Genomic DNA, 23,574 nt, shown 5'->3' on the forward strand with positions numbered 1-23,574 from the left:
AGTGCGGCGGGCCGCACCGAAGACAAATACGACGGCTACGCCGACAGACGGGCCGAGACCACCAGGTCGTGCAAAGCGGAAACGGCGGAAGCCGCGGGCGTGGCCGGCAGAAAAGAACTGTCGCGGGCCTCTTCCAGCGCGGTACGCAGGGACGCGGCGTCCCCCGTGCTCGGCGTCGCGCTTGAGGGCAATCAGATCCCGTACGAAGTCGAAGCCGTTCCCGAGCACATTCAGGTCCGTTTCGAGTTCGCCGGTGCGCATCAAATGGTGTCCGGTGAGCAGGACCCGGTGCAGATAGAGGGCGGGTTTCAAGTCGCCCGTCTTCTCGAAAAGGCGTTCCTGTGTCGCGGCGAAACCCAGGTAGTGGTGGGCTTGGTTGTTCGTGATGAAGCTCGGCGCCAGTTCCTTCAGGGCCTTGTGCAACGGCCTCGGTGGGCGCCGCTGACCGTTGCGAAGATCACTTCGTGGGGGAGGGTGGCGACGATGTCCGCGGACCACTGTGCACGTCGATGGTCATCGGAGCCCTCTCTCGCGTACGCGAACAAGCAGTTGATCGATGGTCTGACGATCCGGTTCGGGTGGAAGCTCGGTCGAAAGGGCCGCGGCGGCGAGATCCTCCTGCAGATCGGCGGCCCACGCGGTCACCGAAGGCCACTCGACCTCGCCCCGTTTGATGGCGAGGAGCTGGTCGCGGAACGGCCGGACGTCGACCAGGATCGCGCCGGTACGCAGGACGTGTGCGCCCGCCATGAGCAGGCGGATCATGTGCATGGCCTGTTTGTGGTTGGTCTCGCCGGTGCGTTCGCGGCGGGCGGCGACCCGGTTGAGCTGGTCGCGGGCGTACGAGCCGTACGTCTCGGAAACCCGGCGTGAGAGGAACGCCGGCCGGACCGAGAGAAGGTCCTCGCCGTCGGCGGTGACGGTTTCGATCAAGGGTGACCACAGCACTTCGAGCACCGTCGGGTTGGCCTGGAGGGCGAGCGTGCAGAAGCGCTCGATCTCCCAGGAGAACTCCTCGTCGCGGGGGCCGTCGCGGTGTGTCGGCGGCTTGTCGAGGTGCCAGAAGGAGCGGGTGGGTGCGGCGTAGACGCCGCGGCGGTCGTGGTCGGAGCCCGGCCCGGCGAGGCCGTACGCGCGGGAGCCGACCACGACCCCGAGGATCGTCGTCATTACCGGTCGAGGACCGTGCCGTCGATCTCGCCGATCTCCTCGTCCGTGAGGGGGAGGTTGTTGATGACGGCGACGTTGTTCTCGAGCTGCTGGACGCTGCTGGCGCCGATGATGAGACTGGTCATGCGCTCGTCGCGCAGCGCCCAGGCCAGGGCCATCTGGGCCAGGGACTGGCCGCGGCGCTTGGCGATGTCGTTGAGGGCGTGGATGCGGGCGAGGGTGCCGTTGTCCAGGTCGCTCTCGTTGAGGAAGTTGCTGGTGCGCACGCGGCTGTCGTCGGGGATGCCGCCGAGGTAGCGGTCGGTGAGCAGGCCCTGCTGCAGGGGGCTGTAGGCGATGGCGCCGGCGCCGGCCGTCTCGAGGGTGTCGAGCAGGTTGTCCTTCTCGATCCAGCGGTTGAGGATCGAGTACGACGGCTGGTGGATCAGCAGTGGGGTGCCGAGCTCGCGCAGGATGCGGGCGGCCTCGGCGGTCTCGGCCGACTTGTAGTTCGACAGGCCGACGTACTGGGCCTTGCCGGCGCGGACGATGGCGTCGAGGGCGCCCATCGTCTCCTCGAGCGGGGTGTCCGGGTCGGGCCGGTGGTGGTAGAAGATGTCGACGTAGTCGAGGCCGAGGCGCTTGAGCGACTGGTCGAGGCTGCTGACCAGGTATTTGCGGCTGCCCCACTCGCCGTACGGGCCGGGCCACATGTAGTAGCCGGCCTTGGTGGAGACGACGATCTCGTCGCGGTGGTGGCGCAGGTCGGTGCCGAGGATGCGGCCGAAGTTCGACTCGGCGCTGCCGGCCGGCGGGCCGTAGTTGTTGGCCAGGTCGAAGTGGGTGACGCCGAGGTCGAAAGCGCGGCGCACGATGTCACGCTGGCGCTGCCAGGGGCGCTCGTCGCCGAAGTTGTGCCAGAGGCCGAGCGAGATCACGGGGAGCTTGAGTCCGCTGCGGCCGGTGCGCCGGTAGGTCATGGTGTCGTAGCGGTCTTCCGCGGGGGTGTAGGTCACAGTCCTACCCTTCCGGTTTCCTGGCTGTGCTTTATCCACTGGTAGTTTGGTGGTTAGCCATGCGGGAGAGATCGCCGGGGTCCTGTGTCATTGAGGATTCGGGGCGGCGCCGAAGGGGCAAATCCTCCCCGGAACCTCTCAGGCAAAAGGACCGCATGGGCAGGCGACTCTGAAGCGTGCGTTTGTTTGACGTACGTGACAGAGGGGGAGGCCGCCTTGTCGACCTCTCCGTAGGAGCCGTCATGACGTTCGCATCCCGGCACATCGGCCCGGATCAGGACGAGCAGACCCATATGCTCAAAAACATCGGGTACGCGTCGCTGGACGCCCTGATGGATGCCGCGATCCCCGAGGTGATCCGCTGGCACGGCACCCTCGATCTGCCGGAGGCCGCCTCCGAGGAGGAGACGATCGCCGAGCTGCGGGCGATCGCGTCGCGCAACACGGTGACGACCTCGATGATCGGGCTGGGCTACTACGGCACGTTCACGCCGGCCGTGATCAAGCGGAACGTGCTGGAGAACCCGGCCTGGTACACGGCGTACACGCCGTATCAGCCGGAGATCAGCCAGGGCCGTCTCGAGGCGCTGCTGAACTTCCAGACGATGGTCACGGATCTGACCGGGCTGACCACCGCCAACGCGTCGATGCTGGATGAGGGCACCGCCGTGGCCGAGGCCATGACGCTGGCGCGACGGGCTTCGAAATCCAAGTCTGCGGTGTACGTCGTCGACGCGGACACGCTTCCGCAGACGTTGTCGGTGCTGCGGACGCGGGCGGAGCCGTTGGGCATCACGCTGGCGATCGTCGATCTTGACAAGGGTGATCAACTTCCGGCGGAATATTTCGGGCTTCACCTGCAATACCCGGGTGCTTCGGGCGCCGTACGGGATCACGCCGCCCTCATCGCTGCCGCGCATTCCGCTGGTGCGCTGGTCACGGTGGCGGCCGACCTGCTGGCGCTGACGCTGCTGCGCGCGCCGGGGGAGATCGGCGCCGACATCGCGGCCGGCACCACGCAGCGCTTCGGTGTTCCGCTGGGCTTCGGTGGCCCGCACGCCGGCTACCTCGCGGTGCGGGCGGGCCTGGAGCGGTCGCTGCCGGGCCGCCTGGTCGGTGTGTCGAAGGACGCGGACGGCGCCCCGGCCTACCGTCTCGCCCTGCAGACGCGTGAGCAGCACATCCGCCGGGAGAAGGCGACCAGCAACATCTGCACCGCGCAGGTGCTGCTCGCGGTGATGGCGAGCATGTACGCGGTCTACCACGGGCCGGCGGGCCTTCGTGCCATCGCCAAGCGGGTGCATGACCACGCGCTGACGGTGGCGGGCAGCCTGACCGCGGCCGGGATCGCGGTGACCAGTGACGCCTTCTTCGACACGGTGACCGCGGTGGTGCCGGGCCGGGCCGCCGCGATCGTCGAGGCCGCCGCGGCCGAGGGTGTGGACCTGCGCCTGGTCGACGCCGACCACGTGTCGGTGGCGTGTGACGAGACGACCACGGCGGCGCACGTCGCGACGGTGCTGACCGCGTTCGGCGTGCCGGTGTCGGAGCCTTCGGAGTGCGGCGCGAAGCCGCTCGGGCGTACGACCGATTATCTGACCCACCCGGTCTTCCACAGCCACCACTCCGAGACGAGCATGCTGCGGTACCTGCGCAAGCTCTCGGACCGCGACTACGCGCTGGACCGCGGCATGATCCCGCTGGGCTCGTGCACGATGAAGCTGAACGCCACCACCGAGATGGAGCCGGTGACCTGGCCCGAGTTCGCCAACATCCACCCGTACGCCCCGGCGTCGCGGACCGCGGGCTACGAGCACCTGGTGTCGTCGCTGGAAGGATGGCTGGCCGAGATCACCGGGTACGACGCGGTGAGCGTGCAGCCGAACGCGGGCTCGCAGGGTGAGCTGGCCGGTCTCCTGGCGATCCGCGGCTACCACCGCTCGCGGGGCGAGGAGCACCGCAACGTGTGCCTGATCCCGTCGAGCGCGCACGGCACGAACGCGGCCAGCGCCGTCATGGCCGGCATGAAGGTCGTCGTCGTGGCCTGCGACTCCATGGGAAACATCGACATGGCGGATCTGTCGGCCAAGATCGCTGCTCACTCCTCATCGCTGGCCGCGATCATGGTGACCTACCCGTCGACCCATGGGGTGTACGAGACGTCGATCGCCGACCTGTGCGCGGCGGTGCACGACGCGGGCGGTCAGGTGTACGTCGACGGGGCCAACCTGAACGCGCTGGTCGGCTACGCGCGGCCGGGCCGGTTCGGCGCCGACGTGTCGCACCTGAACCTGCACAAGACGTTCTGCATCCCGCACGGTGGTGGCGGTCCCGGTGTCGGCCCGGTCGCGGTGCGCGCGCACCTCGCCGAGTTCCTGCCGGGCGACCCGCTGCGGCAGGGCGATCACCACGCTGTCTCGGCCGCCGCGCACGGCTCGGCCGGCATCCTGCCGATCTCGTGGGCGTACCTGCGGATGATGGGCCCCGACGGCCTGGTCGCCGCGACCGGCGCCGCCGTGCTGGCCGCCAACTACGTGGCCTCGCGGCTCAGCGGGCACTACCCGGTGCTCTACGCCGGCAACAACGGCCTGGTCGCGCACGAGTGCATCCTCGACCTGCGCCCGATCACCAAGGCGACCGGCGTCTCGGTCGACGACGTGGCCAAGCGGCTGATCGACTACGGCTTCCACGCGCCGACGATGTCGTTCCCGGTGGCCGGCACCCTGATGGTGGAGCCGACCGAGAGCGAGGACCTGGCCGAGCTGGACCGGTTCTGCGACGCGATGATCGCGATCAAGGGTGAGATCGACCAGGTGGCGGCGGGCGAGTGGCCGGCCGGGGACAACCCCTTGGCGAACGCGCCGCACACGGCGTCGGCGGTGACGGCGGACGTCTGGGAGCACCCGTACCCGCGGTCGGTGGCCGGTTTCCCGCCCGGTGTCGACCGGACGGCGAAGTACTGGCCGCCGGTGCGCCGGATCGACGGCGCTTACGGCGACCGCAACCTGGTGTGCTCCTGCCCGGACCCGTCGGCGTTCGAGGACTGACCCGGGTTTCTTCTGTCGCCCAACGGCTACTCTATGTAGTCGTTGGGCGGCTTGTTTTCGGTAGGCTTTCCGCTACGCGGCGAGGGCGTGCCGGGCGGGGCCCCGGTGCGGCTCGATCATGGTGCCGTCGGGGAGGATCTCACCCGTGTCCTCGAAGACGATGACGCCGTTGCAGAGCAGGCTCCAGCCTTGTTCGCGGAAGGTGGCGACGGTCCGAGCGGCCTCGCGGTCGACGGCCTCAGCGTTGGGACATTGGTTCGTGTGCTGGCACAACATCGTGGTTCTCCGGTCGGGGGTTGTGTGAAGACTCACAACGACGGTGACGGACGTTACCTGAATCCGAACGACCTTGGATCGGGCGGGTGACGGCGTCCCATTGAAAGAATCCTCGGTTCCGATGGTCCACGGAACTCCTCCGATCGACCACTTCCCGACACCTCTTTCGGGCTCGCCACCGGGTGCCCCGGGGTCCTGCCAGGGCCGTCACCGTGCGTCAACAGTGTTCCGATGGTTCCGGTGTGACGGTGGTGACCCCGCAGAGCTTGTCGCCACCTTCTTCGAAGCCAACGGACTGCCGGTGCGAAACATTGGCCGAACGGCCACCCAGATTCGCCCGACCGGCGCTGGCTCTGTCTGCGGGGCGGCACTCTATGTGTCCGCGGACGCCGGTTGCGTGATGGCCGGGGGCGTCCCGGGCGCGCCCACACCGGTGCCGGCGATCCCGGACGTCTACGCGGTGGTCTACGTGCATACCTCCTCACACGGCCCGCCGCCGTCACCGGTTCACTACGCGCTGGGAGCGTGGACGCCGAGCTGGTCCCCGGCCCAGCATGCTGAAGCGGTTCAGGCCGTCCGCGAGGCGATCGGGCGGGGCGACGTCTATCAGGCCAACGTGGTCGGCCACGCCAGCGCGCCGTACGAGGGTGATCCCACCGCCGCCCTGCACCGGGTGGCCGGGCTGCCCGGGGCGCGTTACGGCGGCGTTCTGGCCGGCGAGGGCTGGGCGCTGGCCACCGCGTCGCCCGAGACGCTGGTCGAGGTCCGCGACGGCCGGGTCATCACGCGCCCGATCAAGGGGACCCGCCCGGCGACCGCGCAGGGCCGCCGCGAGCTGCTGGCCTCGGCCAAGGAACGCGCCGAACACGTGATGATCGTGGACTTGGAGCGCAACGACCTGGCCCGCCTGCCCGGTCTCGGTCCCGTCACGGTCGACGAGCTTTTCGCCGTACGCCGATGGGCCGATCTCTGGCAGGCCGAGTCCGTCGTGTCGGCGCCCATCCTGGGCCGGCTCGACCTGGCCGACCTGCTCCGGGCGGTGTGCCCCGGCGGCTCGGTCACCGGGGCGCCGAAACTGGCCGCCCTGGCCGAGATCGCCCGGCTCGAGCCGGCCGGCCGGGGCGTCTCGATGGGCGCCGTCGGCTGGGTCGGCCACGACCACCTCGACCTGGGCCTGACCATCCGCACGGTCGCCGCCGACGGCCACCGCCTGCACGCCTGGGCCGGCGGCGGCATCACCTGGGACAGCGACCCGGCGGCCGAGGTGGCCGAGGCCGCCGCGAAGGCCGCCCCGATCCGCGCGGCCCTTTCCTGTCAGACCCCCGTGGCAGGGTGAATCCCGTGCCGAAGACGCAGTACTACACCGCGACCACGCTCGACGGTTACCTCGCCGACGAGCACAACTCCCTCGACTGGCTGTTCGAGGTCGACGAAGGCTCCGAGGGCCGCGCCGACGAGTCCGGCGTGACCCCGTTCGCCGCCTTCTTCGCCGATGTCGGTGCTTTCGCCATGGGCGCCACGACCTACGAGTGGGTCCTCGACCACGACGCCCTGCTCGACAACCCGGCCAAGTGGGCCGAGTACTACGGCGACGTCCCCGCCTGGGTCTTCACCCACCGCGACCTGCCCCCGATCCCCGGCGCCAACCTGACCTTCGTGCGCGGCGACGTCCGCCCGGTCCACGAGGCCATGACAAAGGCCGCCGCCGGCAAGAACATCTGGCTGGTCGGCGGCGGCGCCCTGGCCGCCACCTTCGCCGACGCCGGCCTCCTGGACGAAATCATCGTCGGCGTGGCCCCCGTGACCTTGAGCGCCGGCGCCCCCTTGCTGCCGCGCCGCCTCACCTCGAAGCGCCTGACCCTGACCGCCATGGCCCAGAGAGGCCAGTTCGCCTACCTGACCTACGCGGTAGCCCCACCCACCACCGACCAGCCCTCCTCGCCTGCGCCTGCCTGACGAGCCGTCCACTCCGCCACCGATGACCGCCGCCGCGGACCCCGGCCAGCCCGGCCGCGCCGCCGTCCTGTCGCTGCCGGCCCTGGCCAGAGCCCTCACCGTTGTTCACTTGCGGGACAGCGTCGCTTCCGGCAGGCCGTTGTGGTCCCACCACGCGGCCGCACCGCTTCCTGCCCTGCCGCTTGTCGATCGAGGCGGCTTCGCGGGTCAGGAGCGTCCTGAGCCGCGCCCGTGGCTGCTCGCGTGGGGAAGCGAGGCGGCCAGAGGCGCCGGACGCCCGGGCGCGCCGCCCCGTCTCTTCGCGCCCGTGTCGCCGCCGCGCCCCGTGCCGCCTTGCCCGCGCAGCCCTGCGGCCAGTCTCTTCGCGCCCGTGGCGCCGCCTCCCGCCGGCCCGCGCCGCCTCCCGCCGGCCCGCGCCGCCTCCCGCCGGCCCGCGCCGCCTCCCGCCGCGCGCCCGGCGCCGCCCTGTGCCCGGGCCGCTCGCCTTGCGCGCCGCGCGGCCCGCGCCGCCTTGCGCGCCGCACCGTCTCGTGCCGTCGCGCCTGTCGAGCCGCCCCGCCTTTCCCTCTGCAGTCGTGCCAGTTTCTCGCGTTCGCGCCGCCTCGCGCCGTGCTGTCTGCGGCCGCTTGGTGCTCTGTGAGCCTTGGGTTGCCTGCGCGCGGGAGCGGGATGGTCATGGGCGCCGTGGACCGGCACTATGAGGCCCGATTCGGCCGGGCCGAAAAGTTCTTGGGATCGCGGTAACCGGAACGGGGTGTCGATGCGTCTTCGCCTGTGGGCGGTCGTGGGGGCGCCTACAGGTGGAAGGTGTGAGGGTTTGCTGTGACCGAAGACCTGCGGGCGCTGCTGCGGGATGACCTCAACGCGGAGCGGCCGCCGCCTCTCGGTGATGTGGTGGGGGCGGCACTGCGTGACGGCAAGCGGATTCGGCGTGGCCGGCGGCGGCTTGCCGTGGGTGGTGGGGCCGCCGCGGTCGTGGGGGTGCTGGCCGGCGTTGTGGTGGTTGGTGGGGCGCTGACGTCGCCCGCCGCGGCGCCGGGGGAGCTGGGGGGTGTGGCAGCGGCGCCGGTGCCGGACGTCGGTGTGGTGCCGGGGCGGCGGGTGACACCTACGGTGACGGCGCCCATGCAGGGCGGCGCGGCCAAGGTGACGGCGCCCGGTTTTCCTCCCCCGTCCGTGCCGATCAGTCCTACGGTCGCGGCCAGCCCGGGGCACACCCGTACGTTGGCGATCCCCAGCGGGACGTTGCGGCCCGCCGAGAAGCAGAAGGAAGCGACCCCGGCGGCGATGGCCTACCTCCTGACACAGCTCCTGCCGTCCGCGCAGACGAGCAGCTACGCGGTCGTGCCCGGTGGTGAGCTCGGGGTGCGGGTCTTCATCGACGACAAGCTCGGGCCGGGCAACGTGCAGCTGACGGTCGCGCGGGGCGACGCCGGCACGCCGCGGCCGGCGCGGGGGGAGATGGCCAAGGTGACGATCGTGACGTACGCGGTGGAGTGCGGGCGGGCCATGTCGGTCACCGCCGAATGGCCGGACGGCACGACCGTGCGGATCGACGTCGACTCGTGTCCGCCGCCGGGCGGGTCGCGGGGTCTGCCGGCGCTCGTGGCGGATCCGGAGGCGGCCGCGAGGATCGCCGCGGATCCGCGGTGGGGCGTGACGATGGACGCGAGCCTGGTCGACATCGGTGGCCAGAGGTACCCGCGGCTGCCGGGGCTGGCCGGATGAGCGCCGACGACGAGTTCGCCGAGTTCGCGACCGCGCACGCCGAGCGGCTGCGGACCACCGCGTTCATGCTGTGCCGGGACTGGCATCTGGCGCAGGACCTGACGCAGACGGCGCTCACCAAGCTCTATCTCAGCTGGCGCAAGGCCGTGCAGGCCGACAACCTGTTGGCGTACACCCAAAAAATCTTGTTGCGCAGTTATCTGGACCATCGCCGTCGCCGGTCGTCGACCGAGTCGACGCCGGGTGTGCTCGCCGAGCCCGCCTACCGGGAGAACCCCGAGCTGCGCCTGACCATGCTCGACGCGCTGGGGCATCTGCCGGAGCGAGACCGGGCGATCGTGATCCTGCGGTATTTCGAGGACTACAGCGTGGAGCAGGTGGCCGATGTGCTCGAAGTGCCGGTGGGTGTGGTGAAGAGCCAGACCCGGCGTTCTCTGTCCAAGCTGCGTGAGCTCCTGGCGGCCGACCAACTGGCCCTGTTCGGGTGAGCCGCGGCTCACCCCGAGGCGTAACGACCCGATAGGCTTCGGGGCATGACAGTTCGGCCCATTCGGATCTTCGGCGACGCTGTGCTGCGCACCGAGGCCGACCCGGTGACCTCGTTCGACGCGGAGCTGGGCGCCCTGATCGACGATCTCGAGGACACGGTACGGGTTCCTGGTCGCGCCGGTGTCGCCGCGCCGCAGATCGGTGTCAGCCTGCGTGCCTTCTCGTACAACGTCGGCGGCGTCGTCGGCCACATGATCAACCCGGTGCTCAGTGACTTCGCCGGTGAGCAGGACGACGAGGAGGCCTGCCTGTCGCTGCCCGGGCTGGGCTTCGCGACCAAGCGGGCGCTGTCGGTGACCGCCCGCGGCTTCGACCGCCACGGCGAGCCCATCGTCATCCCCGGCACGGGCTTCCTGGCCCGCGCCCTGCAGCACGAGACCGACCACCTGGCCGGCAAGCTCTACATCGACACCCTGACCGGCGACACCCGCCGCCAGGCGTTGCGCGAGCTGCGCCGGGTCCGCCCGACCCCGCCGGGGGGTGCGCGGAGGGACTAGTGTTGGTCGATGGAGCACTTTCCGTCGGTGGTGTTCAACGGTGATCTCGGCAGCGGCAAGACGACCGTGTCGGTGATGCTGGCGCGCAGGCTCGGGGTGCGGCGGGTCAGCATCGGCGACCTCTACCGGCAGATGGCCGCCGAGCGCGGCATGACGGCGCTGCAGCTCAACGTGCACGCCGAGCTCGACGACAAGGTCGACCACTACGTCGATCAGATGCAGCACGACATCGCGTCCTCGGGTGAGCGGCTGGTCGTCGACAGCCGGCTGGCGTGGCATTTCTTCGCCGGGGCGCTGAAGGTGCACCTGATCGCCGATCCGCTGGTGGCGGCCCGGCGCGCCCTCGGGCGCCCGGGCGACGCGGTGGAGAGCTACGGCGACCTGGACGAGGCCTGCCGCGAGCTGGCCGTGCGCAGCGAGAGCGAACGGCAGAGATTCTTGACGAGGTACGGCGTCGACAAGACCCGCCTGAGCAACTACGACCTGGTCTGCGACACCACCCGGGCCGAGCCGCAGGAGGTCGTCGCGCTGATCCAGTCCCGGGCCGAGGGCGCGGCGGGCCCCCGGTGCTACCTCGACCCGGGCCGCGTGCGCCGGGACGAGGCGACGGCCGAGGACGGCGAGATCGCCGTACGTCATCAAGCCCCGCATTTCTTCGCCCTCAGCGGCGGGCGGCGGCTCAGGGAGGCGATCGACGCCGGGAAGACCCTGACGCCCGTCATTTTGTCGGAGTCAGGCGGATGACGGGGATCAGGCGGTCGGTGAGGTCCTCGTACTGGGCGAAGTTCGGCGCGGCGGCCGTGATGAGGTCCCAGGCCCGCGCCCGCTGGTGACCGGTCAGTTCCTCGGCGGACACCGCGTGTTCGGCGCCGGCGATGACGACGCGGGCGCGGCCCGGGTGGGCGCCCAGGTTGCGGTACCAGTCGGGGTGGCGGGCGGCGCCCGCGGCCGAGGCGGCGATCAGCATCGTGCCCTCGGGCTCGCGGAAGTAAGCCACGGGAGTCTCACGGTCGGCTCCCGACTTCCGGCCGACGGTGATGAGGATCAGCGTGTTCATGCCGGGCATGCCGGCGCCGCCGGCGCGGACCATGGCGATGGCGCGGTCGTTGAACTCGCGCGTCTGATCGGCGCTGAACAGCTGCGCCCCGCGGGTGCCTTCGGGGGTGTCGAAGCCCATCTGGTTCTCCTTCGGCCGGCCGGTAGTTCATGCCGTGAACCAAAGTAGTTCATGTTGTGAACCTTGGCTAGGTAGACTGTCCGGGCAAGTGACAAAGGAGACGTGGGGACGTGGCGCAAGGCGGCGGGTTCGGGGACATGCTGGTCTGGCTGTCGGTGGTGATCCAGCGCCGCCACGCGCAGATCTGCGCCGACCACGACCTCACCCCGGCCCAGGCCCAGCTGCTGTGCGTCATCAAGGAGCGCCCGCAGCGCATGGCCGAGCTGGCCGCCTCGATGGGCATGTCCAAGAACGCGCTCAGCCAGCTCGTCGACCGCACCGAACGCCGCGGCCTGGTCCAGCGCGAAAGCCCCGAACGCGACCGCCGCGTGATCACCCTGGACCTCACACCCGTCGGCCGAAAGCTCGCCGAGTCGCTGTACGCCGACGTCGCCGACCGCCTGCCCGACATCGCCGGCACCCTGAGCCCCGCCGACCAGCGCCTCCTGGAACGGCTGGCGACCACGATCGCCGCCGCCCACATCCCCACCCTGCGCAGCGACACAAAACCCCGTTGACCGTACGAGGACCGCCGAGGTCCCGGACGACGAGGTCAGGCGGCTGGCCACTTGCCTGGGGCGGTGCTGTCTCGCTGGGTCCGTTCGGTGACCGCGGCGGCGGCGAGGCGGTCAGTGTGGTGCCGCGCGGTGCCGCCAGGCGAGAGACACCCGAGGTCTGGTCACCGTCAGCTCGCCCCACTCTCCGGTCAGCCGCCAGCGCATGGCGGCGGGGTCGGACAGGGTGAAGGTGTCGATGTTGCCGAAGTCGAGTTCGCCGTTGGGGTCGCGGTTCGGGTGGGCGCCTGAAGGGGTGAAGGTCAGATCGTTGCCGGTGATCGTGAGGACGGCCGGCTCGGTGGCGTGGACCTCGCCGGGACGTGGTGGGTGGTAGCGCGGGTGCTCGGTTGTCATGACCGCGTCCAGCGCGAAAGTCACCGTCGTGGTGTCGTGGCGGAAGGCCGTGACCCAGGACTCTTCGAGCGCGACGGAGACGAGAGCCGGGAACTGCTCGAAGTAGTTCACACCCGCGAGGATATGGCGTGGGAATGGCGGTCCAAGGGTGCGCCGAAGTGGGTGGTGAAGGCGATATGGCCCTGGTCGGTCAGGCGCAAGGCCCGGCCTGTGCCTATGCGGATCAGCCAGGACTCGGTCAGGGCGTGTCGCAGCAGGGCGGCGCCGGTGATGCCGGCCAGGTGGGGGCGGCGCTCGGTCCAGTCGAGGCAGTCTCGCAGCAGCGGGCGGCGGCCCGGGGCGTCCAAGGTGATGCCCAGGCCGGTCAGGCGGGTGCGGCCGGTGGGGGTCAGGGACAGGCCGTTCTCTCTTGTCAGCAGGCCGGTGCTGAGCATGCCGTCGGCCAGGGCTACGCCCACGGTGCCGGCCAGGTGGTCGTAGCAGGTGCGGGCGTAGGCGAGGTTTCGTTTGCGGTGGGCGGCGGCCAACGTACGTACGGGGGAAGGGGTTTGATCTGTCGCGGCCGTGACGGCCTCGATCAGCGTGGCCACCTCCGGGGTGGCCAGGGCCAGGTAGCGGTGACGGCCCTGACGGTGCTCGGTCAGCAGGCCGCCGGTGACCAGGCGGTCGGCGTGTTCGGAGGCCGTGGACATGGCCACGCCGGCGTGGCGGGCCAGTTCGCCCACCGTCCAGGCCCGGCCGTCCATCAGGGCCAGGCAGAAGGCGGCCCGGGTGCGGTCGGCCAGCAGGGCCGCCCACGAGGCCAGGGATGACGCGTCGTCCATGTGACGATGATGCCCGCCGCACTGTTCGGGGCCGGCCGAAGTGTCAGGTGATGACGAAAGCCGGCGGGTCGTGGCGCAGGAAGTCGTGGTGGGAGATGTCCCAGCCGTAGGCGCCGGTGCGGGCGAAGACCAGGATGTCGCCGGCGCGCAGGTGGGCGACGTGCTGTCCGCGGGTGAGGACGTCGCGCGGGGTGCAGAGCTCGCCCACGGCGTCGACCTCGGCGTCGGAGACCGAGGGGCGCGGGTACGGGTGGGGCCAGTCGTCGACCGGGACGACGGTGAACGGGTGTGAGTAGCCCCAGGCGGCCGGCAGGCGGAAATGGTGGGTGCCGCCGCGCAGCACGGCGAACGTGCGGCCGTGGGTGGTCTTGATGTCGATGACCTCGGCGGCGTAGCGGCCGGCGTCGGCGGCCAGGTAACGGCCCGGTTCGAAGATCAGGTCGATGCCGGGCGGGATCTCGATGTCGCGCAGGGGGGACAGGTCCATGGAGGCGTCGGACAGGTAGTCGACGCCGAAGCCGCCGCCGACGTTGACCACCCGCAAATCGGGCAGCCCGACGGACAAGGACCAGCTCAGGCAGTCGCGGACGAAGGCGGCGTGAGCCTGGCCGTCCATGTTGTTGGAGACGGCGTGCAGGTGGAAGCCGATGATGTTGACGCCGGGCACGGACAGGGCGTCCCCAAGGGAAGAAACGCCGAACGGGGTCGGAGTGCCGGTCATCGTGTGGCTGCCCTGCAGAGGGCTGCCGGGGCGGTTCACGCGCAGCACCACCTCGGGCGGGTTTCCCGGGGCCAGGGCGGCGATGCGGTGCAACTCGTGCACGCTCTCGGCGTTGATCAGCACGCCGGCGTCGAGGGCGGCGCGCAACTCGGCGTCGGTCTTGGCCGGGCCGCCGAAGACGATGCGGCGGGCGCCGGTGGCCAGGGCCAGGGCCAGTTCGCCGCCGGAGGCGACCTCCAGGCCGTCGCAGACGGCGGCCAGCGTCTCGAGAACGGAAGGATGGCCGTTGGCTTTCACCGCGTACAGCAATGACGACCCAGCCGGAAGCGACTGCCGGACCGACGCGGCCCGGGCGCGCAGCGTCGCGGTGTCGTAGAGGTAGGCGCAGACGGGCCGGGGCAGGTCAGGCGGGAGCATGCAGGGGGTTCCTCACCGGGACGTAGATGTCGCCCTCACCGGCCAGGCGCATCCGGACGAGGGCCTTGTGGGGCACGGTGGGTGCGGTGAACGCGGCGTGGTCGTCGCCGGTGGCGTGCTCGTCGAGGACCTCGCGGACGATGCGCCAGGCGTGATCCTCGTCGAGGTCGAGGCGCATGACCAGCTCGCCCAGGTGGGCCTGGAACATGGTGTAGCCGATCTTCGCGCGGAGCACGTCGAGGTCGTCGGTGCCGACCACCGAGCCCGGCCACAGGGTGATGTCGTGGCCGGCGGCGCGCAGGCGGCCGGGGTGCAGGCGCAGGCCGGCGAAGTCGCGCAGGGCCAGCCGGTGGGGGCGGCCGTCGACGAAGGTGGGCAGGCAGTTCTGCAGGTGGGCCTCGAGGGCGACACCCTGGGCGGTGAAGCGCAGCAGCGGGGGCATCAGCAGTTCGGCGTACTCGCGCAGCCAGACGGCGGGGTCGCCGGTGACGAGCTCGTCGAGCAGGAACGGCAGGGCGCCGCCGGGAACGGCCCGCTCGCCGGGCTCCAGACGGCCGCTGAGGCCGGTGCGGCGGATGGCGGACAGGTCCCGGCCCGAGCCGACGGGTACGGCGGCGCCGGCGGTCTCGGCCATCAGCAGCAGGCGGTCGCCGGCCGGGTCGCCGGCGACCAGACGGTGCAGCAGGGTGGAGACGGCGGGGCCGTTGCGGGTGCTGGCGACGCTGATGCTGCGCCGGGTGGAGGTGACCTGGATGTCGAGGGAGACCTTGAGGTACTGGCCGGTGCCGGGCAGCAGCAGCGTGCGCAGGGCCGCGGTGGGGATGGCGTCGGCCTCGTCGTCGAGGATCTTGAGGGCGCCGTCGCGGAGGAGGTCGGCGTAACGGGCCGGCAGGACGTTGTCGCGCTGCCAGGCGTGCACCGGCTGAGCCACCCATTTGTCCGAAATCTCGGGAAATAGACCATCGCCGAGCAGTAAGTCGCGGCGGACCGCGACAAAGCCGATCCGGGTCTTCGAGGTTTCCAGATCATGAGCGAGGACGTCGCCGGTGTCCCAGCCCAGCCGGGTCCGCCCGCACGGGTGCAGGTTGTGCCCGGCGACGGCGAGCCGCTCCAAGCCGATCGCCTGCTCGTCCGGACCGTCGCCGACCGGTGCGGCCGGGCGGGCCATGGCGATGGCGAGATTGAGGACGGCGTTGCGCAGCTCCGCCGCGAAACCGGGCGCCTCGATGTCGCCGAGCAGGTCGACCGGGTCGGCCACCCCGCTGGTGGCGTACTCGATCCGGCCGAAACCGTGCCGCAGGCCCGGTCCCATGTCGCGGATGCCCTCGCGCACCAGGGCGCCGCGCAACCGGCGCCCGACCGTGTCGGCCGCCTCGGGCAGATTCGCCAGGAAACCGGGCACCAGCTCCGGCGCGTGCACCGCGAGAGCGGCCTCGGTGTGCGCGATCCGGTCGGTGCGCATAACGCTGCGATTCATGCGTGTTCCGCCATCGGGTTGTCGAGGTGGGCCCAGAGGTCGTCGAGCGGGTCGGCGGCCAGCCGCATCGCGGTGGTGGCCTTGACCGGCAGCGGGTCGCGCAGCAGGTGCGGCACGTCCGTGGTGCCGGTGTCACGGATGGCGGCGGCCACGATGCCCCACAGCCGCCGCCGGTCCGCGCCGTGCCATCGGTGGAACGCGGTGATCAGCTCCTGGGCGACGGTGCCGAGCGCTGCCGCCGACAGCTTGGTCCGCAGCACCTGGGGGTCGTCGCTGGGCAGGTCGCCCAGCAGTGGCGGGGCTTCGACGCCGGCGGCGCGCAGCCGGCGAGGGCTGACCCGCACGCCGCCCAGGTCGCGATAGAGGACCCGCGCCGGCCTTTTGCCGCGAAGCACCAGCAGCGTGTTCTGCCCGTGCGCCTCCAGCGCCACCCCGCGCGCGAGCAGTCGCACGGCGGGCCCGAACAAAAGCTTCGCGATCAAACCCATGATTGTGTACGCGTCATCGCCGCGTTCCAGGGGCAGCGGGGCCGCTCCGAACCAGGCGAGCGGGACGGCGATCTCGCCCGGGGCCAGGCGGGGCGCGGCCCGGAACAGGTGGGCGAGATGCCGTTGCGGCTGCCCGTCGACGATGACCGCCCCGGCGCCGGTCTCGGCGAGGATCTCGATGGGCAGGTCGGCGGTAAGGGTCGTCAGGAGCCGCGACAGCAGGGGGCCGTTGTGCACGGCGGCCGGGGACACCGTCCGTACGGCCGACGTCATTTGAATGTCGACAGCGGTCTTGACGTGCGGGCTGCCGTCGAGAGGGGCGACGGTGCGCAGCGACATGAGGGGCCGCACCGGGGCGGTCTCGCCGTCGTCACGCAGCCAGGGATAGCGGTCGCGCAGGTGGTCGGCCTGCCAGGGATGGGCGAGGAGCACGGGCGGGCCGTCACCGAACCACCGGTCGGCGGGCACGGCGAGCCGGCGCAGGCGGATGACGGGGGAGTGCTCGGGCGCGTAGGCGAGCACGTCGGCCACGCTCATCCCACCTCGGGTGCGGCAGCAGGGATGCAGCGGATGCCCGTCGACGATCTGCTGCTCGACCAGCCCGAGCGCGTCCGGGCCCGGCTCCGGCAGCTGCGGCCCGCCGGTGTGAGCGGCCCGGGCCAGCGCCAGGTTGGCGACGCTGTTGTCGACCTCGGCGGCGAAGGGCACGTCACCCCAGAGCAGCCGTACGAGCTCACCGGGGTCCGCCATCGACATGGTGCTGTCGTGGGTGATCTGTCCGAAACTTGTCAGTTCGACGTCGACGGCGAGTCCGGCCGCCCCGGGGAAGAAGGGTTCCGCGGCTTCGGGCGAGTAGCGCAGCGCGACGTCGTGGCGTCCCAGCTCATGCCGGTCGGTGCTCGCCTGCACAGCACGGCCGACCCACAGGGTGCCGACCCGCCCGTCGGCCGTGCGGGCGAAGGACGCCGAGCCCCGCGTGCGCCCGGTCAGGCCGGGCAGGGCCTCCCGGTCGACGGCGCCCAGCAGCCGGCCGAGGACGGCCGCGCGGGCTCCCGGCAGCTCGGCGTCATAGCGTTCCAGCAGGTCAGGCCTAAGGTCGCGGAGCTCCTCACGGGTCCGAAGGGTACCGGCGGTGTGCCGGCCGGACGGGGCGCTGGGGATAGGTCGCGGCACGGCGTCCATTCTCCGTCAACGGCACACCCCACCCGCCCCGGGCAACCCTCGTGGTGATCGACAACGCAGGAGCCACACCACCATCCTAGGATGCCTCAGCGGATGTGCGCCTGAACACCGGCGCACCGGCACCCAAAACCGAAGACCCAAAACCAGAAAGGAATCAACGACATCCCTCCTTGGATTTGGGCTCGGTCCGCGCCGCACCGTGGCGCTGGTTGTCACGTCGCTCAATTCACCGGGTGGGCAGCGGTCCCGAACGTGTCACGGCGCCCTTCTTGGATGTGCTGGAGGCGCGGTCTTCGGTGTTGGGCCGGCGTGAACGCGGTCCTGGCTGGGCGTGGTGACGGGTGCTGTGGTCAATGAGTGCGGTGAGCTCGCCCCGCATCTGGCGCGGTGGTGGTCGGGCTCGGATGAGGAGTTGCGGCTGGCCTATGAGCAGGAGTGGTTGCAGGTCGTCGAGGACGCGCCGGGGAAGTTGACGAAGCTGTTCCACGCACTGTTGTTCTTCGGTGGGGCGTTACGGGTGGCGGCGCGCCGGAGGTCGGCCCTGCGTTCTGGGTGGTGGTCGGGCGTCGGGTGGCTCGCGAGGGGCGGGCGGGCGTTACTGGGAGGGCCGGCGGTCTACTACGGGTGTTGCGTTCTGGTGAACTCGGTGGTCTTCGCGGTCGTGATGGCCGGCTATGGCGACGTCACGTGTCTATCGCGGTGCTTGTCGAGTGGATGAGCCTGTACCTCGACGTCCACGCGGACAGCCGCAATCTCCTGGTGGGTCCGTTGGTCCTGGCGGCCTTCGGGTTCGGCTGGGTTGTGGGCTTTGTGGGGACGCGCCGGCCGCGGTTCATTTCGGATGCTGTGATGTAAATCGGTTGCGGGTCCGTGGTGCTGCGGGCAGTGTGGATCCGTTCTTGTCGACGGTCTGAGGAGTGCTCTTCTTCATGTGAGGCGAACCGGCTGTGTGCGTACCCCTGTCGGTGTCTGCTCCTTGGAGGGCTCCTTGTTGAAGGCTGTTTCGCTGAGTGCCGCGCATGACGGCGATGTTCTGTTCTCTGGTTTTGATCTGGTTCTCGGTGATGGGGATCGGATCGGTGTGGTCGGGCCCAATGGGGCCGGTAAGACGACGTTGCTGCGGGTGCTGGCGGGCGAGCTCAAGCCGGTGGCCGGCAGTGTCACTCACGGGCCGGGTACGCGGGTCGGTTATGTGGCTCAGCAGATGCCCGATCCGGAGGGGACCGTGGGGGCGTTTCTGGCCGGGGGTCTGGGTGAGCTGGCCGAGGTGACCGTGCGGATGCGGGAGCTGGAGGCGCGGCTTGCCGCCGGTGAGGATGTGCTGGCGGAGTTCGGGGCTGTTCAGGAGCGGTGGACCGCTTTGGAGGGGTGGACGGCTGAGGCTCGGATCGGGGAGATCCGGCAGCGGCTGGATATCGCTGAGCTGCCGGATGGGTTGCCGTTGCGGGCGGTCAGTGGTGGTGAGCAGGCGCGGTTGTTGCTGGCGCGGGCGTTGCTGGATGAGCCGGATGTGCTTTTGCTGGATGAGCCGACGAACCATCTCGACGCTGATGGTGTGGCGTGGTTGCAGGGGTGGCTTGCGGCGTACGACGGCGGGGTGTTGACCGTCAGTCATGACCGGGCGTTTCTGGATGCCGTGGTGACGCGGGTTGTCGAGTTGGAGGGGATCGACGAGGAGCCGCAGGACTATCCGGGTGGTGGTTATTCGGCGTTTCGGGTGGAGAAGCAGCGGCGGTGGGAGCGGTTGCTGCTGGATTTCGAGGCGCAGGAGAAGGATCGCCGGCGGTGGGAGGCGGACATCGAGCGGACCAAGGAGTTCTCGCGGGGTGTGGAGAACACGGTTCGGTCGGGGGCGGAGGCGCCTCATCTTCGGCGGGTGGCGCGGTTGGTGGCGCGCAAGGCGAAGGTTCGTGAGCGGCGGTTGCGGCGGCAGATGGAGTCGGTGCGGTGGATCGCGAAGCCTCGTACGCGGCCTCCGCTGACGTTGGCTTTTCCGCAGGATGCCGGTGATCCGGGTGAGGTGGTTCTGCGGGCCGAAAATCTGACTGTGAAGGCGGGGGATCGGCTGCTGCTGGACGGGGTCGATCTGACGGTGCGCCGCGGTGACCGGATTTTGATTACCGGGCGCAACGGTGCGGGGAAGACGACGTTGCTGAACGCGCTCGGTGAGGGGGTCGAGGCGGCGGTTCTGCCGCAGACCTCGGACGGGCTGCGGACGGATCAGAGCGTGATGGGGTTCTTCCGCGAGCATGTGCCGGTGTATCTGGACGACGCCGAGAAGCTTTTGCAGGGGCATCAGTTCGGGCCGGATCAGTGGGAGGCGCGGCTGCGGAGCCTGTCGGCGGGGGAGTTGCGGCGGCTGCTGCTGGCGGTGCTGGTGAATTCGCCGGCGCGGGTGTTGTTGCTGGACGAGCCGACGAACTTCCTCGACTTCGACGCCCTGGATGTGGTGGAGGAGGCGTTGCGCCGTTATAAGGGGACGTTGGTCGTGGTGACCCATGACCGGTATTTCGCGGATGCGGTGGGGTTCGGCCGGCGCTGGCAGGTCACGGCGGGCGAGGTGGTCGAGGTCCGCCTCAGCGGAGCGTGACACGTGCCCCTATGCTGTGCCGCGGCGTCAAAGCGGATCAAGGGTGGGCATAGGTCTTGAACATCATCGAAGCGGTGCTGCTGGGAGCGGTCGAGGGTTTCACCGAGTTCCTGCCCGTGTCGAGCACCGGCCATCTGACGATCCTGGAGAAGCTGCTCGGCTATCAGCTCGATGATCCGGACATCACCGCGTTCACGGTGATCATCCAGTCGGGTGCGGTGCTGGCGACGATTCTTTATCTGCGGAAGGACATCGCGCGGATCGTGCCGGCATTTCTGGCCGGGCTGTTCAGCAAGGCGAAGCGGGACAACAAGGATTACCGGTTCGGGTGGGCGGTGATCCTGGGTGCGATCCCGATCGTGATCGCGGCGTTGTTGTTCAAGGATCAGGTGGAGACGACGCTGCGGAGCCTGTGGTTCGTCGCGGGTGCGCTGATCCTGTGGAGTGCGGTGATGGCGTTCGCCGATCACGCGGCCACGCAGGTGCGGCACGAGGAGGATGTGACGTGGAAGGATTCGCTGATCATCGGTGTGGTGCAGTGTCTGGCGCTGATCCCGGGTGTGTCGCGGTCCGGCGCCACGATGTCGGCGGGTCTGCTGCGTGACTTCGACCGGGTGACGGTGACGAAGTTGTCGTTCTTCCTGTCGATCCCGGCGCTGCTGGGTGCGTCGTTGTTGCAGGGCTATGAGGAGGCCGGCAACATCGCGAACGGTGTGGGCTGGGTGAACACGCTGGTCGCGACCGCGGTGAGTTTCGTGGTGGCGTACTTCTCGGTGAACTGGCTGCTGAAGTTCATCTCGCGGCACTCGTACAGCATTTTCATCTTCTACCGGGTGGTCCTCGGTCTTCTTTTGATGGTGCTGTTGGTGACGGGCACGATCGAGGCGCAGTGATCTCGCCGTCGCAGCGGGCCCTGGAGCATGTGCGGGGGCTGTTCCCGGAGGCGTCGCCGGTGCCGGCGGCGCCGATCACGGTCAACTTCCACCCGGATCGGCTGCTGGCCGGTGGGGCGACGGTCGCGGAGCGGCTGGCGGGCGAGGGTGTGTATCGCAGCCAGTTCGAGACGGGCATCTCCAACGGTGGGCTGACCGCGTATCCGGGTGGTGACCGGGACCGGTGGGAGCAGCGGATGTTCGGCGGCGCCTATACGGGTGCGGCGGGGCGGCCGCTCTACGGCGGGCTGAATCTGGCCTGCTATCCGGATGGGGCGTCGCCGCGGTTCGGCAGCTGCCATCTGGTGCTGGCCGAGGCGGTGTCGTTGCGGGCGACGTTCAGTCACGGTGACAGTTTCACCGAGCCGGCCGTGGTGGGTACCGCCACCACGTTCCGTGGGGTGTGGGAGTCGCTGCTGTCGGAGGTCGCGCGGACGGGGCGGGCGCTGAATCTGCCGGCGCCGGGCCCGGCCGAGTGGGTGCGTGCGCTGGGTGTGCCGCGCACGGCGGCGGGGCGGGCCATGGACGACTACGTCGAGGCGCAGATCCATGGGGGTCTCACGCTTGCTGCTGACGTCACGGCCGTCGTGGCCGATCCTTCCTTCCGGGGTACGCCGGTAGAGGCGCACCTGCGCGCGCTGGGGTCCCCGCTGCGCTGGGCGCCGGGTTTCCGGTTGGCGGCCGCTGAGTTCCCGGCCGAGTTGCGGGGGCCGGAGGTGCCGGCGCTGGCGGCGGCGGTGGGCGAGCGTTTCGGACGGGAGACGCTCGACGCGGAGTTGGTGGGCCGGGCGGCGCGGGAGCCGTCGACGTGGGCGGGCTTCGGTGGCCGGGCCGAGGTGTTGCAGCTGCTCAAGTACGTCTGGCACATCCTGGTGCTGCGCGGCGAACCGGCCGGTTAGGGCAGCTGGCATTCCTGGAGCAGGCGGCCGATCGAGGGATGTTCGGCGAGGCCGCTGTGCAGGATGACGTCGGCGGCGGCGTGCTGGCCGGGTGACAGATCGGCTCCGGCGGGTGGTGGCCCGTCGGGGAAGGCGAGGCTGAGCAGCAGGCGGGCGGCGTAGTAGAAGCGGCTCATGTCCTCGCCGCCGGCGGCGAGCCGTTCGATGAGCATGGGGCCCAGGGCCGGCACGGAGCGGGCCGGAAGGTCACCGAGCGCGAGCGCGGCCCCCAGCGCCGGGTCGTCGTGGTGGAAGGTCCATCCGTCGAAGTTCGCGGGGCCGTGGAACAGGCAGTCGCACAGTTGCTCGAGCATGTCCGTGTCCGGTGTCGCGGTCAGCCGGGCCAGTCCCATCAGCACCGTCCAGCGGATGAGGCGCCCGGGCTGGTCGCGCCATCGGGTCACGGCGGCGGCCAGGCCGGTGTCGGCGGGGTCGCCGATCGTTCCGGCGGTCAGGCAGAGGAACGAGGCGACCACCCGGTCCGGTTCGGCGGCGAGCCGGGCGGTGATGACCGGTGTCGCCTGCGGTGCGGCGCCGGGGAAGAAGCTGAGCAGGTGCGCGCTCAGGCCGCGGGCGTCGCGACTGGGGTTGTCGAGCAGCCGCAGGTAGGTCGGCACACCGGCGCGGACCGCGTCGTACGCGTGGCGTTGCACCGGTTGATCTGCGGTGGCGGCCCGGAGCGGTCGCGCTGTTCGGTGATTTCGTGCAGGCGGGGCCCGAGCCGGTGCGGGCGGGCGCCGGCCAGCCGGTCCAGCGCGTCTTCGGGCAGGCTGGCCACGAGCAGTTCGTGCCCGAGCGTGCGATCCGGGGCGGCGTCGTCGGCGAGCAACTCGATCAGGTAGGGCGCGGCCGCGACGGCGGCCGGGTAGAGGGTGTCCTGGTGCAGGGCCCGGATCCGGAACTGCCGGGCGGCCTCGGTCCGGCGCTGTTCGTCGCGGGAGCGCAGCGCCCGCAGCAGGCCGGGCATGTCGGTGGCCGGCCCGTAGGCGTGGTGTACGGCCGCCCAGTCGAGGTCGAGGGGATCGGAGCTCACGCCGGGCACCCTAGGGCATGTGGGGGTTCAGCGGCTGTGCAGGACGTACAGGTCGGTGCGGAACTGGCGGCTCAGCGTGTCGTAGGCGGCGCTGATCTCGTCGAGGGTGGCCGGGTCGCCCGTACTGAAGCAGCTCTGTAGTGCGGGGTTCCACCAGGGCAGGTTGCGGCGGTCGCCGAGGCCGGGGCGGCTGATCGGGGCGCGGATCGGCGCGTCGGCGTCGGCGGTGGCGAACATGGCGAACATGGCGGCCATGAAGGCCTGGTAGGCGGTGAACAGGTCGTCGGAGAACAGCAGCCGGTTGGCGTACATGGTCTCGTCGACCTCCCGTTTGAGGGCGATGACCTGGGCCGGCTGGATCTCCTTCCACCGGCCGACGAAGGTGGCGAAGCACAGCATCCGGTTCAGCGGCGGGGCGAGCTTGTCGAAGATCTGCAGGCGGCGGGTGATGACGGTCTGGTTGGCCCACTGCGCCTGTTCCACCTTGCGCAGCCGCCGGTTCAGGACGTAGCCGACGGCGACCACGGCCAGTGGGGTCAGCGCGTCGACGACGAGTTTCGCCACCTCCAGAGCCATGCTGTCCACGATGGCGCCGGTGCCCGCGTGGCACAGTCCGACCGGCGACAG

At 70.5% G+C, this 23,574-nt stretch carries 22 protein-coding genes, 2 pseudogenes and 1 riboswitch; of the genes and pseudogenes, 11 read left to right on the plus strand and 13 right to left on the minus strand.

Annotated elements, in window-relative coordinates; translation table 11 throughout:
• Positions 1-35: 35 nt before the first annotated feature.
• The 3 genes and pseudogenes from CRP55_RS18310 to mgrA all read right to left on the minus strand — a co-directional run.
• A pseudogene (locus CRP55_RS18310) lies at positions 36-426 on the minus strand (DNA polymerase beta superfamily protein); the annotation flags it as partial.
• Between the two features lie 87 nt (positions 427-513).
• Positions 514-1,170: a nucleotidyltransferase domain-containing protein gene (locus CRP55_RS18315; RefSeq protein ID WP_097321303.1), complete on the minus strand. Its 657-nt coding sequence runs from the start codon at positions 1,168-1,170 to the stop codon at positions 514-516.
• Positions 1,170-2,165, minus strand: coding sequence for an L-glyceraldehyde 3-phosphate reductase (gene mgrA, locus CRP55_RS18320; protein WP_097321304.1), 996 nt, complete (start codon positions 2,163-2,165; stop codon positions 1,170-1,172). The genes CRP55_RS18315 and mgrA overlap by 1 nt, the downstream gene beginning before the upstream one ends.
• A 52-nt stretch (positions 2,166-2,217) precedes the next feature.
• Positions 2,218-2,329: riboswitch (glycine riboswitch) on the plus strand.
• Between the two features lie 78 nt (positions 2,330-2,407).
• Here mgrA and gcvP point away from each other — a divergent pair.
• Positions 2,408-5,212, plus strand: coding sequence for an aminomethyl-transferring glycine dehydrogenase (gcvP, locus tag CRP55_RS18325; protein WP_097321305.1), 2,805 nt, complete (start codon positions 2,408-2,410; stop codon positions 5,210-5,212).
• Between the two features lie 72 nt (positions 5,213-5,284).
• Here gcvP and CRP55_RS18330 read toward each other — a convergent pair whose 3' ends face one another.
• Positions 5,285-5,485, minus strand: coding sequence for a DUF5999 family protein (locus CRP55_RS18330; protein ID WP_097321528.1), 201 nt, complete (start codon positions 5,483-5,485; stop codon positions 5,285-5,287).
• 124 nt (positions 5,486-5,609) lie between these two features.
• Between CRP55_RS18330 and CRP55_RS18335 the strand changes: the two genes are divergently transcribed.
• The 6 genes and pseudogenes from CRP55_RS18335 to CRP55_RS18365 form a co-directional block, all read left to right on the plus strand.
• Positions 5,610-6,824 (plus strand): chorismate-binding protein, encoded by a 1,215-nt coding sequence (locus CRP55_RS18335; protein ID WP_097321306.1) that lies wholly within the window; start codon positions 5,610-5,612, stop codon positions 6,822-6,824.
• Positions 6,825-6,829: 5 nt separating this feature from the next.
• Positions 6,830-7,444, plus strand: coding sequence for a dihydrofolate reductase family protein (locus CRP55_RS18340; RefSeq protein ID WP_097321307.1), 615 nt, complete (start codon positions 6,830-6,832; stop codon positions 7,442-7,444).
• An 822-nt stretch (positions 7,445-8,266) separates the two neighbouring features.
• On the plus strand, positions 8,267-9,172 hold the full coding sequence (locus tag CRP55_RS18350; RefSeq protein ID WP_097321309.1) for a hypothetical protein: 906 nt from the start codon (positions 8,267-8,269) through the stop codon (positions 9,170-9,172).
• The gene (locus tag CRP55_RS18355; protein WP_097321310.1) at positions 9,169-9,660 is read left to right on the plus strand and encodes a SigE family RNA polymerase sigma factor; all 492 of its coding nucleotides are present in this window, start codon (positions 9,169-9,171) and stop codon (positions 9,658-9,660) included. The genes CRP55_RS18350 and CRP55_RS18355 overlap by 4 nt, the downstream gene beginning before the upstream one ends.
• A gap of 45 nt (positions 9,661-9,705) precedes the next feature.
• Positions 9,706-10,218 carry a peptide deformylase gene (locus CRP55_RS18360; RefSeq protein WP_097321311.1) on the plus strand — a complete coding sequence of 171 codons (513 nt, stop codon included), beginning with the start codon at positions 9,706-9,708 and terminating at the stop codon, positions 10,216-10,218.
• 9 nt (positions 10,219-10,227) lie between these two features.
• Positions 10,228-10,944: pseudogene (locus CRP55_RS18365) on the plus strand (AAA family ATPase); the annotation flags it as partial.
• Here the strand turns inward: CRP55_RS18365 and CRP55_RS18370 are convergent.
• Complete coding sequence (locus tag CRP55_RS18370; RefSeq protein ID WP_179855238.1) at positions 10,937-11,395, minus strand: nitroreductase/quinone reductase family protein; 459 nt, start codon at positions 11,393-11,395, stop codon at positions 10,937-10,939. The pseudogene CRP55_RS18365 and the gene CRP55_RS18370 overlap by 8 nt on opposite strands.
• Positions 11,396-11,505: 110 nt before the next feature.
• Here CRP55_RS18370 and CRP55_RS18375 point away from each other — a divergent pair, with 110 nt between their 5' ends.
• A complete protein-coding gene (locus CRP55_RS18375; RefSeq protein WP_245923132.1) occupies positions 11,506-11,952 on the plus strand; it encodes a MarR family winged helix-turn-helix transcriptional regulator in 447 nt (148 codons plus the stop codon).
• A 111-nt stretch (positions 11,953-12,063) separates the two neighbouring features.
• Here CRP55_RS18375 and CRP55_RS18380 read toward each other — a convergent pair whose 3' ends face one another.
• Genes CRP55_RS18380 through CRP55_RS18400 form a run of 5 tightly spaced genes read right to left on the minus strand, consistent with a single transcriptional unit; the run spans position 12,064 to position 17,445 of the window.
• Positions 12,064-12,456 carry a hypothetical protein gene (locus tag CRP55_RS18380; protein ID WP_097321313.1) on the minus strand — a complete coding sequence of 131 codons (393 nt, stop codon included), beginning with the start codon at positions 12,454-12,456 and terminating at the stop codon, positions 12,064-12,066.
• Positions 12,453-13,169 carry an ArsR/SmtB family transcription factor gene (locus tag CRP55_RS18385; protein WP_097321314.1) on the minus strand — a complete coding sequence of 239 codons (717 nt, stop codon included), beginning with the start codon at positions 13,167-13,169 and terminating at the stop codon, positions 12,453-12,455. Before CRP55_RS18385 ends, CRP55_RS18380 begins: the two co-directional genes overlap by 4 nt.
• Before the next feature lie 43 nt (positions 13,170-13,212).
• Complete coding sequence (locus CRP55_RS18390; RefSeq protein ID WP_097321315.1) at positions 13,213-14,307, minus strand: type III PLP-dependent enzyme domain-containing protein; 1,095 nt, start codon at positions 14,305-14,307, stop codon at positions 13,213-13,215.
• Positions 14,294-15,784: an IucA/IucC family protein gene (locus tag CRP55_RS18395; protein WP_097321316.1), complete on the minus strand. Its 1,491-nt coding sequence runs from the start codon at positions 15,782-15,784 to the stop codon at positions 14,294-14,296. The genes CRP55_RS18390 and CRP55_RS18395 overlap by 14 nt, the downstream gene beginning before the upstream one ends.
• A complete protein-coding gene (locus CRP55_RS18400) occupies positions 15,781-17,445 on the minus strand; it encodes an IucA/IucC family protein (protein ID WP_245923133.1) in 1,665 nt (554 codons plus the stop codon). The genes CRP55_RS18395 and CRP55_RS18400 overlap by 4 nt, the downstream gene beginning before the upstream one ends.
• Before the next feature lie 997 nt (positions 17,446-18,442).
• Between CRP55_RS18400 and CRP55_RS18410 the strand changes: the two genes are divergently transcribed.
• The 3 genes from CRP55_RS18410 to CRP55_RS18420 are packed head-to-tail and all read left to right on the plus strand — an operon-like array spanning position 18,443 to position 21,875.
• On the plus strand, positions 18,443-20,044 hold the full coding sequence (locus CRP55_RS18410; RefSeq protein ID WP_097321531.1) for an ABC-F family ATP-binding cassette domain-containing protein: 1,602 nt from the start codon (positions 18,443-18,445) through the stop codon (positions 20,042-20,044).
• A 56-nt stretch (positions 20,045-20,100) separates the two neighbouring features.
• Positions 20,101-20,937: an undecaprenyl-diphosphate phosphatase gene (locus CRP55_RS18415; RefSeq protein WP_097321319.1), complete on the plus strand. Its 837-nt coding sequence runs from the start codon at positions 20,101-20,103 to the stop codon at positions 20,935-20,937.
• Positions 20,934-21,875, plus strand: coding sequence for a DUF3626 domain-containing protein (locus CRP55_RS18420; RefSeq protein ID WP_097321320.1), 942 nt, complete (start codon positions 20,934-20,936; stop codon positions 21,873-21,875). Before CRP55_RS18415 ends, CRP55_RS18420 begins: the two co-directional genes overlap by 4 nt.
• Here the strand turns inward: CRP55_RS18420 and CRP55_RS18425 are convergent.
• Genes CRP55_RS18425 through CRP55_RS18435 form a run of 3 tightly spaced genes read right to left on the minus strand, consistent with a single transcriptional unit; the run spans position 21,872 to position 23,523 of the window.
• Positions 21,872-22,567, minus strand: a complete 696-nt coding sequence (locus CRP55_RS18425) for a hypothetical protein (RefSeq protein ID WP_179855239.1) — start codon at positions 22,565-22,567, stop codon at positions 21,872-21,874. The genes CRP55_RS18420 and CRP55_RS18425 overlap by 4 nt on opposite strands.
• Positions 22,477-22,947, minus strand: a complete 471-nt coding sequence (locus CRP55_RS18430) for a hypothetical protein (RefSeq protein WP_143234709.1) — start codon at positions 22,945-22,947, stop codon at positions 22,477-22,479. Before CRP55_RS18430 ends, CRP55_RS18425 begins: the two co-directional genes overlap by 91 nt.
• A 27-nt stretch (positions 22,948-22,974) precedes the next feature.
• On the minus strand, positions 22,975-23,523 hold the full coding sequence (locus CRP55_RS18435) for a hypothetical protein (protein ID WP_097321323.1): 549 nt from the start codon (positions 23,521-23,523) through the stop codon (positions 22,975-22,977).
• Positions 23,524-23,574: the final 51 nt, after the last annotated feature.

The sequence above is a fragment of the Paractinoplanes atraurantiacus genome, from assembly GCF_900215205.1.
In the GTDB taxonomy this organism is placed as follows: Bacteria; Actinomycetota; Actinomycetes; order Mycobacteriales; family Micromonosporaceae; genus Actinoplanes; species Actinoplanes atraurantiacus.

Coding starts and splice junctions, on each gene's coding strand:
- CRP55_RS18315 (WP_097321303.1), bottom strand. CDS start 1,170: ATGACGACGATCCTCGGGGTCGTGGTCGGCTCCCGCGCGTACGGCCTC.
- gcvP (WP_097321305.1), top strand. CDS start 2,408: ATGACGTTCGCATCCCGGCACATCGGCCCGGATCAGGACGAGCAGACC.
- CRP55_RS18335 (WP_097321306.1), top strand. CDS start 5,610: ATGGTCCACGGAACTCCTCCGATCGACCACTTCCCGACACCTCTTTCG.
- CRP55_RS18355 (WP_097321310.1), top strand. CDS start 9,169: ATGAGCGCCGACGACGAGTTCGCCGAGTTCGCGACCGCGCACGCCGAG.
- CRP55_RS18360 (WP_097321311.1), top strand. CDS start 9,706: ATGACAGTTCGGCCCATTCGGATCTTCGGCGACGCTGTGCTGCGCACC.
- CRP55_RS18370 (WP_179855238.1), bottom strand. CDS start 11,395: ATGGGCTTCGACACCCCCGAAGGCACCCGCGGGGCGCAGCTGTTCAGC.
- CRP55_RS18385 (WP_097321314.1), bottom strand. CDS start 13,169: ATGGACGACGCGTCATCCCTGGCCTCGTGGGCGGCCCTGCTGGCCGAC.
- CRP55_RS18390 (WP_097321315.1), bottom strand. CDS start 14,307: ATGCTCCCGCCTGACCTGCCCCGGCCCGTCTGCGCCTACCTCTACGAC.
- CRP55_RS18395 (WP_097321316.1), bottom strand. CDS start 15,784: ATGAATCGCAGCGTTATGCGCACCGACCGGATCGCGCACACCGAGGCC.
- CRP55_RS18435 (WP_097321323.1), bottom strand. CDS start 23,523: ATGGCTCTGGAGGTGGCGAAACTCGTCGTCGACGCGCTGACCCCACTG.